16 protein-coding genes are annotated in these 15,013 nt (G+C 42.4%); 11 read left to right on the top strand and 5 right to left on the bottom strand.

From position 1 onward, the window contains the following. Positions 1-61: 61 nt before the first annotated feature. From BM736_RS10610 to BM736_RS10600, 3 genes are all read right to left on the bottom strand, one after another. The gene (locus BM736_RS10610) at positions 62-262 is read right to left on the bottom strand and encodes a CPXCG motif-containing cysteine-rich protein (protein ID WP_076411674.1); all 201 of its coding nucleotides are present in this window, start codon (positions 260-262) and stop codon (positions 62-64) included. Positions 263-330: 68 nt separating this feature from the next. Next, the gene (locus BM736_RS10605) at positions 331-1,062 is read right to left on the bottom strand and encodes an SDR family oxidoreductase (protein WP_076411672.1); all 732 of its coding nucleotides are present in this window, start codon (positions 1,060-1,062) and stop codon (positions 331-333) included. 128 nt (positions 1,063-1,190) lie between these two features. Continuing rightward, positions 1,191-1,532, bottom strand: a complete 342-nt coding sequence (locus BM736_RS10600) for a hypothetical protein (RefSeq protein WP_076411670.1) — start codon at positions 1,530-1,532, stop codon at positions 1,191-1,193. A gap of 283 nt (positions 1,533-1,815) precedes the next feature. On the opposite strand from BM736_RS10600, the gene thrS reads away from it, so the two are divergent. The 4 genes from thrS to rplT all read left to right on the top strand — a co-directional run bounded on the left by thrS (position 1,816) and on the right by rplT (position 4,946). Beyond that, a complete protein-coding gene (gene thrS, locus BM736_RS10595; RefSeq protein WP_076411668.1) occupies positions 1,816-3,744 on the top strand; it encodes a threonine--tRNA ligase in 1,929 nt (642 codons plus the stop codon). A 3-nt stretch (positions 3,745-3,747) separates the two neighbouring features. Beyond that, a complete protein-coding gene (infC, locus tag BM736_RS10590; protein WP_076411666.1) occupies positions 3,748-4,290 on the top strand; it encodes a translation initiation factor IF-3 in 543 nt (180 codons plus the stop codon). Positions 4,291-4,373: 83 nt separating this feature from the next. Beyond that, positions 4,374-4,568 (top strand): 50S ribosomal protein L35, encoded by a 195-nt coding sequence (rpmI, locus tag BM736_RS10585; RefSeq protein ID WP_011865828.1) that lies wholly within the window; start codon positions 4,374-4,376, stop codon positions 4,566-4,568. Between the two features lie 18 nt (positions 4,569-4,586). Then, entirely contained in the window at positions 4,587-4,946 is a 360-nt protein-coding gene (rplT, locus tag BM736_RS10580) for a 50S ribosomal protein L20 (RefSeq protein ID WP_076411664.1), read from the top strand. Between the two features lie 494 nt (positions 4,947-5,440). On the opposite strand, the gene trxB is transcribed toward rplT, so the two are convergent. Further along, positions 5,441-6,391 (bottom strand): thioredoxin-disulfide reductase, encoded by a 951-nt coding sequence (trxB, locus tag BM736_RS10575; protein ID WP_076411661.1) that lies wholly within the window; start codon positions 6,389-6,391, stop codon positions 5,441-5,443. Between the two features lie 132 nt (positions 6,392-6,523). Further along, positions 6,524-7,639 (bottom strand): alanine dehydrogenase, encoded by a 1,116-nt coding sequence (gene ald, locus BM736_RS10570; protein WP_076411658.1) that lies wholly within the window; start codon positions 7,637-7,639, stop codon positions 6,524-6,526. A gap of 180 nt (positions 7,640-7,819) precedes the next feature. Here ald and lrp point away from each other — a divergent pair, with 180 nt between their 5' ends. The 7 genes from lrp (at position 7,820) to BM736_RS25415 (ending at position 14,979) form a co-directional block, all read left to right on the top strand. Further along, a complete protein-coding gene (gene lrp, locus BM736_RS10565) occupies positions 7,820-8,326 on the top strand; it encodes a leucine-responsive transcriptional regulator Lrp (protein ID WP_076411655.1) in 507 nt (168 codons plus the stop codon). A 184-nt stretch (positions 8,327-8,510) separates the two neighbouring features. Beyond that, on the top strand, positions 8,511-11,060 hold the full coding sequence (locus tag BM736_RS10560) for a DNA translocase FtsK (RefSeq protein WP_076411652.1): 2,550 nt from the start codon (positions 8,511-8,513) through the stop codon (positions 11,058-11,060). A 49-nt stretch (positions 11,061-11,109) separates the two neighbouring features. Continuing rightward, positions 11,110-11,736 (top strand): outer membrane lipoprotein chaperone LolA, encoded by a 627-nt coding sequence (gene lolA / locus BM736_RS10555; RefSeq protein WP_076411650.1) that lies wholly within the window; start codon positions 11,110-11,112, stop codon positions 11,734-11,736. 9 nt (positions 11,737-11,745) lie between these two features. Next, positions 11,746-13,077, top strand: a complete 1,332-nt coding sequence (locus BM736_RS10550; protein ID WP_076411647.1) for a replication-associated recombination protein A — start codon at positions 11,746-11,748, stop codon at positions 13,075-13,077. Next, positions 13,070-13,444 carry a fluoride efflux transporter CrcB gene (gene crcB / locus BM736_RS10545; RefSeq protein WP_076411645.1) on the top strand — a complete coding sequence of 125 codons (375 nt, stop codon included), beginning with the start codon at positions 13,070-13,072 and terminating at the stop codon, positions 13,442-13,444. The genes BM736_RS10550 and crcB overlap by 8 nt, the downstream gene beginning before the upstream one ends. An 18-nt stretch (positions 13,445-13,462) precedes the next feature. Next, positions 13,463-14,749: a serine--tRNA ligase gene (gene serS / locus BM736_RS10540; protein ID WP_076411643.1), complete on the top strand. Its 1,287-nt coding sequence runs from the start codon at positions 13,463-13,465 to the stop codon at positions 14,747-14,749. Positions 14,750-14,856: 107 nt separating this feature from the next. Continuing rightward, positions 14,857-14,979, top strand: a complete 123-nt coding sequence (locus tag BM736_RS25415; protein WP_256717782.1) for a hypothetical protein — start codon at positions 14,857-14,859, stop codon at positions 14,977-14,979. Positions 14,980-15,013 lie beyond the last annotated feature (34 nt).

Here is a 15,013-nt window from a genome sequence, read left to right as displayed (position 1 = left end):
ATCACTTTTATCGTCATAATCATATAAGAGTCATATAGATGTATGAGTCTCAGGTGTATGCTCAGTAGATCTGTTCATCGCCTGAGTCGATATAAAGCTCAATGCTATGCCTAGCTTCATCGAGGTGAAGGCGTAGATGTATTGGATTACAACAGATCCTACAATCATCATAATAATCTTGATCGCCGCAAGTTCCATCAACATCAATATGTTGATGGTGACCGCAATGAGGACAGCTAATTGTTTGAGTGGCGTACTTCATAACGACTCCCACTTTAGCAGTAGTAACTAACAAGTTAAGCTGTAAAGAATCAAAGTGTCGACTTTAGCTTATGCGCCTTGGTATCCAACAGCTGTTCTCCCTCCGTCGACTGTAATTACTTGCCCAGTTATATAGTGACTATCAATAAGAAAACGAACTGTATTAGTGATATCAGCAGTAGAGCCGAGCTTATTAAGAGGGATCTCTCTAATTATAGAGTCTTGTACACTAGTTTGACTATTTTCTGGCCATAGAATAGCCCCTGGCGCGATACCATTTACCCGAACATCTGGGCCAAGCTCTTGTGATAATGATAATGTCGCCATTTGCAATCCGGCTTTTGAAATAGAATAAAGGCCATGATTTTTTAATGGCTTTACGCCATGAATATCGAGTAAGTTGATAATTGAACCATGATGGGCTCGTAGCGAAGCTGACAGTTTTTGGGCAAGAAAATACGGTGCTAATAAATTCACCGTAAGGAGTTTCTGACTATCAACGAAATTTAAACTCTCCAATGGTGTGGGATAGAATGAAGATGCATTGTTAATCAGTATTGATACAGGATAATTGGCCGCAAAACTCGCTAGCTGTTCAATCCCTTGTTCTGTCGATAACTCTGCTTGAACGATAACGCTAGAATTCACTCTTTTCTTATTTAACTCATCACACAACGCTTGTGCGGCATGATGTGAATTAGCATAATGTATGAGTACATTGTAACCCTGATTGTGTAGCATTATCGCGATGTCGCGGCCGATGCGCTGCGCTGCGCCTGTAACGAGTGCCCAGTTTGTCATTCCTCTTAGCTCCAAAATGAGAGAGTTAACGCCATATTATACTAACTGGTATTATAGGCATCTAAGAGGATGATTATCATTGATTATTCATAAAAGTAAATGAATGTATAATTACTGGCTTGTTGGGGTTACCTGCCAGTATTGAACTTTGTCTGTGTTTGAGAGGTGAGTGGGTGAGGGGGATTGACTGAGTCATTGCTTAAATCATTATCGAGCATTTGCAGCATAGCCTCAAATTGGTCATCTAAGCTTGCTTGTATTTCCATTGCCAAAGAAGACTGTATTGAAGTGTTTATATCAGTGCCTTTAACTTGGGCGTGCTTGACATATGCACCCTCAACGATATTGATTTCAACTATCGCACTATCATTTTCTGTTTGCTCTACTGTTTTACCCAGTAGTTCCTGTTTCGCAATATCTGGTGATGCAGCTTGTAATAGTGCGCCTGTCAGTATTAATAGTGTGAGCATTTTGCCTTCTTCCTTGTTTGGCTAGTATGAACTGGGCTCACAATATCGATGCTTGATTAAACTAAGGTGACATTAAAATTTAAAATTCATGACATTAAGTGATGAAAGCCACCAATTGAGCATGTCTGAGGCTTGCACTAGATGTGTATGATCTCGTAGAATTGCTGTCTTGTGCCTATGGTTACTAAGACTCTTGTAATGGCTTACTCCATAGGTGCTTCTCTTTTACTATTTAATTAGCAAGTGGCCCTACGTGGGGGTCACCACTGGATAAGGAATTTTCATGCCTGTTATTACACTTCCTGATGGAAGCAAACGTGAGTTTGCAAACCCTGTTTCAACTTTAGATGTTGCAGCCGATATTGGCCCCGGTCTTGCGAAAGCATGTATCGCTGGTCGAGTTAACGGTGAACTAAAAGATGCTTGCGACATTATCGATACCGATTCAGAGCTTTCTATCATTACCGCTAAAGATGATGAGGGTGTTGAGATCCTTCGTCACTCGTGCGCACATCTACTCGGCCATGCATTCAAGCAACTTTGGCCAGAAGCTAAGATGGCTATCGGTCCAGTTATCGATAATGGTTTTTACTATGATATCGATCTTGACCACAAGCTCACCCAGGAAGATATTGATGCGCTTCAAAAGCGCATGACTCAGCTTGCTAAGACTAATTATAAAGTTGAAAAGCGAGTCGGAAGCTGGCAGGTAGCACGTGATACATTTGAAGCACGTGGTGAAACATACAAGATGGAAATCTTGGATGAAAACGTCAGTAAAGATGATTCACCAGCACTTTATCACCATGAAGAATATGTTGATATGTGTCGCGGCCCTCATGTACCAAACATGAAATTCTGTCAAAACTTTAAGTTGATGAGTGTTGCAGGTGCATATTGGCGCGGTAACTCAGACAACAAGATGCTACAACGTGTGTACGGTACTGCTTGGGCTGATAAGAAAGCACTTAAAGTGCATCTCAATCGCCTTGAAGAAGCTGCTAAACGTGATCACCGTAAAATTGGTAAGCAGCTTGACCTTTATCATATGCAGGAAGAAGCGCCTGGGATGGTATTTTGGCATAACGATGGCTGGAGCTTGTTCTTAGAACTTGAAAAGTTCATTCGTCAAAAGCTAGGTCAATACACTTATCAAGAAGTAAAAGGTCCGTTGATGATGGATCGCGTTCTTTGGGAACGTAGTGGTCACTGGGATAAGTACTCAGAGGCTATGTTTACGACTAACTCTGAAAGCCGTGAATATGCTATTAAGCCGATGAACTGTCCAGGTCACGTACAGATTTTTAACCAAGGCCTTAAGTCTTACCGTGATTTACCACTACGTATGGCTGAGTTTGGTTGTTGTCATCGTAATGAGCCATCAGGTTCTTTACACGGCTTGATGCGTGTACGTGGTTTCACACAAGATGATGCTCATGTGTTCTGTACCGAAGATCAAGTTCAGCAAGAGGTGAGCGCATGTATTAAGATGGTTTACGATACTTATGAAACATTTGGTTTTAAAGATATCGTTGTTAAGCTGTCTACCCGTCCTGAGAAGCGTATCGGTGATGATGATATGTGGGACAGATCGGAAGAAGCACTTAAGCAGGCATTAACTGCTAATGGTATTGCTTATGAGATCTTACCGGGTGAAGGTGCTTTCTACGGCCCTAAGATTGAGTTCACCTTACATGATTGCTTAGATCGTGCATGGCAGTGTGGCACTGTGCAGTTAGATTATGCACTTCCAGGCCGTTTAGGTGCGACTTATGTTGCTGAAGATAATAGCCGTCAAACGCCTGTTATGATTCACCGTGCAATTTTAGGTTCACTAGAACGTTTCCTCGGTATTCTTATTGAGGAATATGCGGGTAAATTCCCTACTTGGTTGGCACCTCAACAAGTCGTCGTCATGAATATTACTGATAAACAATCAGATTATGTCGATGAAGTAGTCAATTTATTCAAAGAAAATGGAATTCGCGCCTCTAAAGACTTGAGGAATGAGAAGATAGGCTTTAAAATACGCGAGCACACCTTAAGGCGTGTTCCTTATTTATTGGTCGTCGGCGATCAAGAGATGGAAAATAAGGAAGTTGCGGTACGAACCCGAGATGGGGTTGATTTAGGCAAAATGCGAATCGAAGAATTTGCATCTAAAATCACCGAACAGATTTCGTCCCGTAGTCTCAATTTGTTGGAGGAATAGGTCATAAAGATCAAAAAAACAGCAGGGCGCCAGGCGGCCCCGAATAGAATAAACGAACTCATCACCGGCGTACCAGAAGTACGATTAAACGGTTTAGAAGGTGAGCCTCTTGGATTGCTAACAATTAGGGAAGCACAGGAACTAGCTGATGAAGCTGGTGTTGACCTGGTTGAAATTAGTCCTAACGCTGAGCCGCCTGTTTGTCGTATAATGGACTACGGTAAGTTCCTTTTTGATAAAGCTAAGGCTCAAAAGGAACAAAAAAAGAAGCAGAAACAGATACAGGTGAAGGAAGTTAAATTCCGTCCCGGTACTGATGAAAACGATTACCAGGTAAAACTACGCAACCTGACTCGTTTTCTAACTGACGGCGACAAAGCGAAAGTTACGCTGCGTTTCCGTGGTCGTGAGATGGCTCACCAAAGTCTTGGTATGAATCTTTTGAATCGTATTAAAGATGATTTGGCTGAGATAGCAGTAGTTGAGTCTTTCCCGAAAATGGAAGGGCGTCAAGCTGTGATGGTACTCGCGCCGAAAAAGAAATAGTAAGGCAACTTAAAAGTAGCAGGGGTCTGTAAGGTCTCTGCTCGCCTTGCGTTTTATTAATGTCCCAATGCGGAGTTTTAGCAATGCCTAAAATGAAAACAGACAAGGGTGTACAAAAGCGTTTTAAGAAAACCGCCAATGGTTTCAAGCGCAAGCAAGCCCATTTACGTCACATTTTGACCAAGAAGAGCACTAAGCGTAAACGTCACTTACGTGCAAAATGTTTAGTAGCCAAGTCTGATGTGCCAGCAATTGCACGTCAACTACCATACGCTTAATTAAAGGAGCAATGAACAATGCCTAGAGTTAAGCGTGGTGTAACCGCTCGTGCTCGTCACAAGAAAGTACTTAAATTAGCCAAAGGTTATTACGGAGCTCGCTCTCGTACTTACCGTGTTGCAGTTCAGGCTGTAACTAAAGCTGGTCAATATGCTTACCGTGATCGTCGTCAGAAGAAACGTCAATTCCGTCAACTTTGGATTGCACGTATCAATGCGGCCGCTCGTCAAAATGGTCTGTCTTACAGCCGTTTCATTAATGGTTTGAAAAAAGCCTCTATTGAAATCGATCGTAAGATCTTGGCTGATATTGCTGTTTTCGATAAAGTTGTTTTCACAACTTTAGTTGAAAAAGCAAAAGAAGCATTAGCTAAGTAATTAGTTAGTACATCTTTAAAAAAGGGACCTTCGGGTCCCTTTTTTGTTTTCTGACTGACAGAAACGAATTGAGTTAGAGGGCTCTACATCTATTGAAGAGCTATCACTCCTATTCCTAGCCGTTATCTGTTATTTCTCAGCGCTTATATCTTTGAGAAAAAGCCTAATTTAGATCAGAGCCTATGAAGCAAAAGCATCATGTCATGTACCTGGTTCATCAATCAGGACTCTTGATTAAAGCAGAGTTGAACTGTTACGTGCGAACTGAGTAGAACAACCTTTAAAATAGGGGCTAGCCATGCCGCTAACACTGAAAGTCAGGCGCCTTTTTACACGTTGAGCATTATGATGGATGTAAACTAAGCACTGTACTACATTACTTTGCTACTACTGATTAGTATAAGTATTAATGTTAAGGGAGTGATTTATGCTCAATTTTAGGCAAAAAAATAGTAGGCATTTGCCTACTATTTATGTGATAACGCTGTTAGCTATTACTTAGCGTCTAAGTAACGCTCTGCATCTAGGGCGGCCATACAACCAGTACCCGCAGAGGTGATAGCTTGGCGGTAATGTTGATCCATTACATCGCCTGCAGCAAAAACACCTTCGATGCTTGCCTGAGTTGCATTGCCGTCAAGGCCACTTTGTACTTTAATGTAGCCATTGTTCATCTCAAGCTGACCTTCAAACATTGAAGTGTTTGGCTTGTGACCAATAGCAACGAATACGCCCATGACTTCAAGGGAGCTTACTGTGCCATCTTTAGTACTCTTCATCTTTAGACCAGTAACACCCATCTCATCGCCAACAACTTCATCGAGTGTGTTGTCTAAGTGCAAGATGATGTTACCGTTTTCAACTTTATCCATCAGACGTTTAGTTAAAATCTTTTCACTACGGAAAGTATCACGGCGGTGAATAAGATGAACTTCTGATGCGATATTGCTTAGATACAGGGCTTCCTCAACAGCAGTGTTACCACCACCAATCACAGCAACTTTTTGGTTACGGTAGAAGAAACCATCACAAGTAGCACAGGCTGAAACACCTTTACCTTTAAAGGCTTCTTCAGACTCTAGGCCTAAATACATCGCAGACGCGCCAGTAGAGATAATGAGTGCATCACAGGTAAAGCTGCCATTGTCACCTTTAAGTTCAAATGGGCGAACGTTTAAGTTCACTTCATTAATATGATCAAAAAGAATCTCTGTATCGAACTTTTCAGCATGCTTCTGCATGCGTTCCATCAATGCTGGGCCAGTAAGGTCATCAGCATCGCCTGGCCAGTTTTCAACTTCAGTCGTAGTGGTTAATTGACCACCTTGCTGTAATCCTGTTACTAAAACTGGTTTAAGGTTAGCTCGGGCAGCATAAACAGCTGCAGTGTAACCAGCTGGCCCTGAACCTAAAATCAAAAGATCACAGTGTCTAACTTGACTCATTTTTTTCTCCGTGCATTTTAGCAAATTGCAGCGATTGTATGGAATTTCACTCTGAGGGTAAAGGCAATCTTTCAGATTGTCTTAATCGAAAAAAGGGAGCCAAGGCTCCCTTTAGATATCAAACCGCAAAAATTAGTTTAATAGGATCTTTGGATCGACAAACTCAAAGTCCAATGCTTCTGCCACTTCTTTACAAGTGATTTTACCATGCATGACGTTTAAGCCATTAAGTAAGTGCTTGTCTTGCAACAAGGCATCACGGTAGCCTAGATCGGCTAGCTTGATGATATATGGCAAGGTTGCATTGTTCAGTGCAAATGTTGAAGTACGTGCAACTGCGCCAGGCATGTTTGCTACACAGTAATGTACAACATCATCAACGATGTAAGTAGGGTCTTGGTGAGTCGTAGCATGAGAAGTTTCAATACAACCACCTTGGTCGATAGCGACATCAACAATAGCAGCGCCAGGCTTCATATTGGCAATGTGCTCTTTGGTGACAAGTTTTGGTGCTGCAGCGCCAGGAACCAATACACCACCGATAACAAGATCAGCTTCTAATACATGCTTTTCAATAGCATCAGCAGTAGAGTAAATAGCTTTAACTCTATTATCGAACTGGGCATTTAGACGACGTAGTGCATCGATACTTCTATCTAAAATGACTACATCAGCGCCAAGGCCTACAGCCATTTGAGCAGCATTAGTACCAACCATACCACCGCCAATAATCACAACTTTGGCTGGTTCAACACCAGGCACACCACCAAGTAGCATACCTCGTCCGCCCATAGATTTTTCAAGTGCCATAGCACCTGCTTGAATCGACATACGACCAGCTACTTCAGACATAGGTGCGAGTAAGGGAAGGGCACCACGGTCATCGGTCACAGTTTCGTATGCGATACAAACTGATCCACTTTTGACTAAGTCTTCAGTTTGTGGAAGATCTGGCGCAAGGTGAAGGTAGGTAAATAGCAGTTGATCTTCACGTAACATTGCACGTTCTACTGCCTGTGGCTCCTTTACTTTGACTATCATTTCAGACTGAGCAAATACTTCTGCTGCAGTCGCTAATATTGACGCCCCAACGTCTATATAGTCTTGATCTGTAAAACCAATTCCGTTACCGGCATTAGTTTCAATGAATACTTCATGACCTTTATTAGTCAATTCACGAACACTAGATGGAACCATTCCAACACGATACTCGTGGTTTTTGATTTCTTTAGGTACACCAATTATCATCTTCGAGCCTCAAATTGCATAAAAACCCAAGTTATATGGGTTTAATTGTTATTTTGTAGAGTCCTGAACGTGATTGTTTCAGGGAAATCTAGTATAGTATTAGTTCAGCAGAATATGATGCTGAACTTTCGACATACGTAGTGATAAATGTTGTTTTAGTGATAAAGCAAGGTTAAAAATATGCTTAATAATAAAAAGAGTCCTATAAAAGACTTAGATCGGATAGATCGAAACATACTTAACGAGTTACAGACTGACGGTCGCATTTCAAATGTGGAATTGTCTAAACGAGTAGGTTTAAGTCCCACACCTTGCCTTGAGAGAGTTAAAAGACTTGAGAAGCAGGGTTATATCAACGGATATACGGCATTAGTGAATCCCCATTTCTTGGGTGCATCTTTACTTGTGTTTGTGGAAATTACACTGAATCGTGAAAATTCTGATGTATTTGATAAGTTTAATCGTGCTGTACAGTTATTGGATGACATTCAAGAATGTCACCTTGTATCTGGCGACTTCGATTATTTATTGAAGACACGTGTATCAGATATGTCTGCTTATCGTCGCTTGTTAGGTGAAACTTTACTCAAGTTGCCATCTGTTTCTGACACTCGTACCTATGTAGTGATGGAAGAAGTTAAGCAAACTAATAAAGTTGCAATCAACGTTACCGCTGAATCTATTTAAACAGCATAAGGTACCGTACCAAAAAGGAGCCATAAACGGCTCCTTTTTTATTTTGTGTATTTATTGCACACAAGTATTAATTATCATAAAGATAATGGCCATATCGTAGCTAAAACGCTGCAAACACAGAGCATATTTGATATCTTAGCTTTACCTGTCTTTATCTTTTTTTATGGGTTTTCATTTGGCTAAGGGAAATAGTGTTAAAACGCTCAGCGGAGTGCAGCGACTTTTAGAAGGTGGCTTAATACTTTGCTGTATGCTTGCTACTTACATTTTGCTTTCATTAAGTAGTTTCGATTCTTCAGACCCCGGTTGGAGTCAGTCTAACTTTGAAGGTGAAATTCAAAACCTTACCGGTGCTGTAGGCGCATGGTTAGCCGATGTGCTGTTTTATTTCTTTGGTTATACCGCTTATATTATTCCTATTATCATAGCGTTAACTGGTTGGCTGCTATTTAAACGAACCCATAAACTGTTAGAAATTGATTATTTCTCAGTGGGGTTAAGGCTCATTGGCTTCTTGCTAATTGTATTTAGTCTCGCTGCGCTTGGCAGTATGAATGCTTCGGACATTTACGAGTTTTCTGCAGGCGGTGTGTCTGGTGATGTCATTCGTGACGCAATGCTTCCCTATTTTAATCAATTAGGCACAACCCTATTACTGCTTTGCTTCGTTGGTGCTGGCTTTACCTTACTGACAGGGCTGAGCTGGTTGACTGTGATTGATCTTACTGGCTCATCAGTAATATGGGTATACCATTTATTACGTGCATTGCCTGAAAAATTTAAGCGCAACACATCAGAAACTGAAGACACCAAGGGCTTTATGTCTGTTTTTGATAAGTTCAAAGAGCGCCGTGCTTATCGTCGTGAACTTGAAGAAGATTCCGAATATGATGATGTTGAAGATGATACTTATCAACGTGACAGAGTGGATAGTGGTGCTATTGAAAAGCGTGTAGAGCCAGCAATTTCACTTGCAGCAACAGATTCAGCACCAGAGATGGGGGGAGTTGAATCGTCTGCTATCCAGTCTGATGCTGAAACAAATGGCGATGAAGCAATTGATTTCGATACCATTGATTTTGAGACGAAGGCTTCGACAGGCGCTGTAACCCAGCAGCAACGGCAGAGTTCAGTTAATTCAAAAGCAGCAGTTCAAGAGTCGGCAAAAATTGTTGATGGTATTGTCGTATTGCCAGGCCAAAGCGTCGAAGAGGCTAAAAAACCTATCACTCCATTGCCATGCATTTCATTGCTTGATGTCCCTAACCGGAAGAAGAATCCTATTAGTCGTGAAGAGCTTGACCAAGTTGGGGCACTGGTTGAGGCCAAGCTTGCTGACTTCAACATTGTTGCCAAAGTGATGGGGATCTTCCCAGGGCCTGTGGTTACAAGGTTTGAATTAGAGTTAGCGCCTGGTGTTAAGGCATCAAAAATCACAAACTTGTCTAAAGATCTAGCCCGCTCTTTACTGGCAGAAAGTGTTCGTGTTGTTGAAGTCATTCCAGGCAAAGCCTATGTAGGGTTAGAGCTACCAAACAAATTCCGTGAAACTGTCTTTATGCGGGATGTGTTAGACAGCCAATCATTTGCTGAAAACCCATCACACTTGAGCATGGTATTAGGGCAGGACATTGCAGGTGATCCTGTTGTCGTTGATCTTGGTAAGATGCCACATTTGCTTGTTGCCGGTACAACAGGCTCAGGTAAGTCGGTAGGCGTTAACGTGATGATCACAAGCTTACTGTATAAGTCAGGCCCAGATGATGTACGTTTCATCATGATTGATCCTAAGATGCTCGAGCTTTCTGTTTACGAGGGGATCCCTCATCTATTGTGTGAAGTCGTCACTGATATGAAAGAGGCTGCGAACTCGCTGCGTTGGTGTGTAGGTGAAATGGAGCGCCGTTATAAATTGATGTCGGCGCTTGGCGTTCGAAACCTTAAGGGCTATAACGCTAAGATAAAAGAAGCAAAAGAATCTGGTTCGCCGTTGTTTGATCCACTCTGGAAATCTTCAGATAGTATGGAGCCTGAAGCACCAGAACTTGAGAAACTTCCTTCAATCGTTGTTATTGTCGATGAGTTTGCTGACATGATGATGATTGTAGGTAAAAAGGTTGAGGAGCTAATTGCTCGTATTGCTCAAAAAGCACGTGCTGCTGGCATTCACCTGATATTGGCAACTCAAAGACCTTCAGTAGATGTTATCACTGGTTTAATTAAAGCCAATATACCGACTCGAATGGCTTTCCAAGTTTCTAGCCGAATAGATTCAAGAACCATTTTAGATCAGCAAGGTGCAGAAACTCTCTTAGGGATGGGGGATATGCTCTATTTGCCTCCAGGAACCAGTGTCCCCATTCGTGTGCACGGTGCCTTTATTGACGATCACGAAGTACATGCTGTTGTTGCTGATTGGCATAGTCGCGGAAAACCGCAATATATCTCTGATATTCTTCAAGGGTCAGCTGAAGGCGAGCAGGTATTATTGCCTGGTGAAACTGGAGAATCCGATGATGATACTGATGCGCTCTATGATGAGGCCGTCGCATTTGTCACTGAAACCCGCCGTGGGTCAATTTCAAGTGTACAGCGTAAGTTTAAGATAGGTTACAATCGCGCCGCTCGAATTATCGAGCAGATGGAAGCCCAAGGTGTAGTGAGTTCACAAGGCCATAACGGTAACAGAGAAGTGTTGGCGCCACCGCCACCAAAAACCTTTTAATAGTAAGGGACCAGCTCCCTGTACCGATTGCATTAGTTTAAGGAAAATGATGAAAAACATTTTTAGCGTTCTCGCATTAGCATTACCCATTGTGGCGTCAAGTTCAGTCTATGCGGATGAGTCTTCACAATTGAAAGCCAAATTGACTGAGGTCGATACGCTTAAAGCGAACTTTAGCCAAGTCGTAACAGATATTAACAACAAAGAGATCCAGAAGGGTAGCGGTGTATTTGCCTTAGCCTACCCAAATCAGTTTTATTGGCACCTTACCGAGCCTGATGAATCTTTGATTGTTGCTGACGGTACAGATGTTTGGATCTATAACCCATTTGCAGAGCAAGTGTCTGTGATGGATCTTAATCAGGCTATTTCAGCGTCTCCAATAGCACTCTTAGTACACCGCGATGAGCAAACTTGGTCTAAGTATTCAGTCACATCTGCAAATGGGTGTTTTGATATTATGCCTAAGAGCAGCGATGCTGGTGTCGAGTCGGTGCAAGTTTGCTTCGATGATACAAAGCTCACTAAAATGGTGTTAAAAGATCAACAGGGCAATGTCAGTGCATTTGAATTATCAAGCCAAGCGCCGATAACAGCAGATGAACGCGCTCTGTTTAAATTTACCCTTCCTGAAGATGTTGATATCGATGATCAACGTCTCAACTCAATTAACTAAGAGCTTTTTGTGTCAAGTTTTAGCTTTGATTTTGCACCGGATTTTAGACCCCTAGCGGCGCGCATGCGCCCAGAAGAGTTATCTCAGTATATAGGGCAATCGCACCTATTAGGGGAGGGGAAACCCCTGCGTAAAGCGCTAGAGGCCGGTCGTGCCCATTCGATGATGTTTTGGGGGCCTCCTGGTACAGGGAAAACAACACTCGCTGAGTTAGTGGCACATTATGCTAATGCGCATGTTGAGAGAATATCTGCTGTTACTTCAGGTGTTAAAGAGATCCGTACCGCGATTGAACATGCTAAAAATGTCGCTGAATCTCGCGGGCAAAGAACTTTACTGTTTGTCGATGAAGTCCATCGATTTAATAAAAGTCAGCAAGATGCCTTTTTGCCTTTTATTGAAGATGGCACTGTAATATTTATTGGTGCAACGACTGAAAACCCTTCGTTTGAGATCAATAACGCATTGCTATCAAGGGCGCGCGTTTATCTCATCAAGAAGCTCACTAATGATGAGATTATTCAGATCGTTCGCCAAGCGCTCGCCGATGAAGAGCGAGGGCTAGGTAAACGAAACTTGACCATCACAGATATTGTTGCCAATAAGCTTGCCAACATCTGTGAAGGTGATGCCCGTAAAGCGCTTAATCTCATTGAGCTGATGAGTGACATGATTGCTGATGGTGAGCAGTTTACCGAAGAGATGATCATTGAGGTTGCCGGTCAACAACTTGCTGGTTTTGATAAGAATGGCGATCAGTTTTACGATCTTATCTCAGCCGTGCATAAGTCCATACGTGGTTCAGCACCCGATGCAGCACTTTACTGGTTTTGTCGCATGCTTGAAGGCGGCTGTGATCCGCTTTATATTGCCCGCAGACTGTTGGCGATAGCATCTGAGGATATAGGCAATGCCGATCCAGTGGCTATGACTGTAGCACTCAACGCATGGGAGTGCTTTCATCGTGTTGGACCTTCAGAAGGTGAGCGTGCGATCGCTCAAGCCATTGTTTATCTCGCGAGTGCGCCTAAGAGTAATGCTGTTTACACCGCTTTTAAAGCTGCAAGGCAGCTAGCTCGTGAAACGGGTAACGATGCTGTCCCTGAGCACTTAAGAAATGCGCCCACACAGTTAATGCAAGATCTTGGCTATGGTGAAGGGTACAGATATGCACATGATGAGCCGAACAGCTATGCCAGTGGCGAGTGTTATTTTCCCGAAAGATTAGCAGGTAGTCGATTTTATCATCCAACTGAGCATGGATTTGAAAAGCGAATAAAAACAAAATTAGATCAGTTAGCGCAACTCGACAAGGAAAGCGAGATGAAACGGTATGAATAATATTCTATTTGTCGCACTTGGTGGTTCAATTGGTGCAGTTTTTCGGTATCTGATCTCAATATTCATGGTTCAGGTATTTGGCTCTGCATTTCCTTTTGGTACACTGTTAGTAAATATCCTTGGCTCCTTTTTAATGGGTGTTATATACGCCTTAGGTCAGGTCAGTGAAGTCAGTCCTGAAATAAAAGCTTTGGTTGGTGTTGGCCTTTTAGGGGCACTCACTACTTTTTCAACCTTTTCCAACGAAACTTTGTTACTCATACAAGGTGGCGACTGGCTAAAGGCATTTTTAAATATCGCTCTGAACCTCTGCCTATGTATATTCATGGTCTACTTGGGACAGCAGTTGGTTTTTTCTCGCATTTAACTATTAAGAATATAAAACATGTTAGATCCAAAATTTTTGCGTAACGAATTAGAAGCAACGGCTGAACGTCTTGCAACCCGCGGTTTTATTCTGGATGTTGAGCGTCTCAGTAAATTAGAGGAAAAGCGTAAGTCACTGCAGATAGCGACTGAAGAGCTACAAGCATCGCGCAATGCTATCTCCAAGTCTATCGGACAAGCTAAAGCAAAAGGTGAAGACGTTGCGCCTATCATGGCACAGGTTGGTAACTTAGGTGCTGAACTCGATGCTAAGAAGGCTGAACTTGCTGATCTGTTAACTGAGCTTAACGCTATCGCGATGAGCGTACCTAACTTACCTGATGAGTCTGCGCCTCTTGGTGCTGATGAGAGCGAGAATGTTGAAGTTCGTCGTTGGGGCACGCCAAAAGAGTTTAGTTTTGATGTAAAAGATCATGTTGAGCTGGGCGAAACCTTAGGTGGACTTGATTTTAAGAACGCCGTTAAGTTAACTGGGTCGCGTTTTATTATTATGAAAGGGCAAATTGCCCGCATGCACCGCGCACTTGCGCAGTTTATGTTAGATCTACACACTGAAGAGCATGGTTACACAGAGGCTTATGTTCCTCTTCTTGTAAACGAAGACAGCCTTTTAGGCACAGGTCAGCTGCCTAAGTTCGGTGAAGACCTTTTCCATACAAAGCCTGCAACAGAAGAGGGGCAGGGACTCAGCCTAATACCAACTGCTGAAGTACCTTTAACCAATATTGCTCGTGACACTATCATTGATGAAGATGAGTTACCGGTTAAGCTAACGGCACATACCCCTTGCTTCAGAAGCGAAGCGGGATCTTATGGACGTGATACTCGTGGTCTAATTCGTCAGCATCAATTTGATAAAGTTGAACTTGTTCAGCTTGTTAAACCTGAAGATTCAATGCAAGCATTAGAAACACTAACAGCTCATGCTGAGACTGTTTTGCAAAAGCTTGGTCTTCCATACCGTACCGTAGTGCTTTGTACTGGCGATATGGGCTTCGGTGCTAGCAAGACTTTTGATATTGAAGTCTGGTTACCAGCTCAGAATACATTCAGAGAGATTTCGTCTTGTAGTAACATGCAGGATTTCCAGGCACGCCGTATGCAGGCACGCTATAAATCAAAAGCGGCCAAGAAGCCTGCTTTACTTCACACGCTAAATGGTTCTGGTTTAGCTGTTGGCCGTACGCTAGTTGCTGTACTTGAGAACTACCAAAATGAAGATGGTAGCATTACGGTACCTGAGGCACTTCGCTCGTACATGAATGGCTTGGAAAAGATTGGCTAAAACACGTGATAAAAATACTCGTAACGTTTTGTTATGAGTATTTTATGGGGCATTTAGCTCAATATCAAAGTGTATAAAATAACAATAATAACAATCAGGCATAGATAATGGATAATGGTTGGCGCTACTTTCAGTGGCTTACCTATGTAGTGATCATCTGTATATTTGGTGGCATTATGTTCGCGACATTTGGCGAAGCTGCAATACTCATTTTCAAGAATATTATCTGATCCAATCAAAAAAACCTCTGCATTACTGCAGAGG

Source organism: Shewanella sp. UCD-KL12, from assembly GCF_001957125.1.
In the GTDB taxonomy this organism is placed as follows: domain Bacteria; phylum Pseudomonadota; class Gammaproteobacteria; order Enterobacterales; family Shewanellaceae; genus Shewanella.
This window is presented reverse-complemented; position numbering and strand designations above follow the sequence as displayed.

Coding starts and splice junctions, on each gene's coding strand:
- crcB (WP_076411645.1), top strand. CDS start 13,070: ATGAATAATATTCTATTTGTCGCACTTGGTGGTTCAATTGGTGCAGTT.
- ald (WP_076411658.1), bottom strand. CDS start 7,639: ATGATAATTGGTGTACCTAAAGAAATCAAAAACCACGAGTATCGTGTT.
- BM736_RS25415 (WP_256717782.1), top strand. CDS start 14,857: ATGGATAATGGTTGGCGCTACTTTCAGTGGCTTACCTATGTAGTGATC.
- lolA (WP_076411650.1), top strand. CDS start 11,110: ATGAAAAACATTTTTAGCGTTCTCGCATTAGCATTACCCATTGTGGCG.
- BM736_RS10605 (WP_076411672.1), bottom strand. CDS start 1,062: ATGACAAACTGGGCACTCGTTACAGGCGCAGCGCAGCGCATCGGCCGC.
- serS (WP_076411643.1), top strand. CDS start 13,463: ATGTTAGATCCAAAATTTTTGCGTAACGAATTAGAAGCAACGGCTGAA.
- rpmI (WP_011865828.1), top strand. CDS start 4,374: ATGCCTAAAATGAAAACAGACAAGGGTGTACAAAAGCGTTTTAAGAAA.
- trxB (WP_076411661.1), bottom strand. CDS start 6,391: ATGAGTCAAGTTAGACACTGTGATCTTTTGATTTTAGGTTCAGGGCCA.
- thrS (WP_076411668.1), top strand. CDS start 1,816: ATGCCTGTTATTACACTTCCTGATGGAAGCAAACGTGAGTTTGCAAAC.
- rplT (WP_076411664.1), top strand. CDS start 4,587: ATGCCTAGAGTTAAGCGTGGTGTAACCGCTCGTGCTCGTCACAAGAAA.
- BM736_RS10610 (WP_076411674.1), bottom strand. CDS start 262: ATGAAGTACGCCACTCAAACAATTAGCTGTCCTCATTGCGGTCACCAT.
- lrp (WP_076411655.1), top strand. CDS start 7,820: ATGCTTAATAATAAAAAGAGTCCTATAAAAGACTTAGATCGGATAGAT.
- BM736_RS10600 (WP_076411670.1), bottom strand. CDS start 1,532: ATGCTCACACTATTAATACTGACAGGCGCACTATTACAAGCTGCATCA.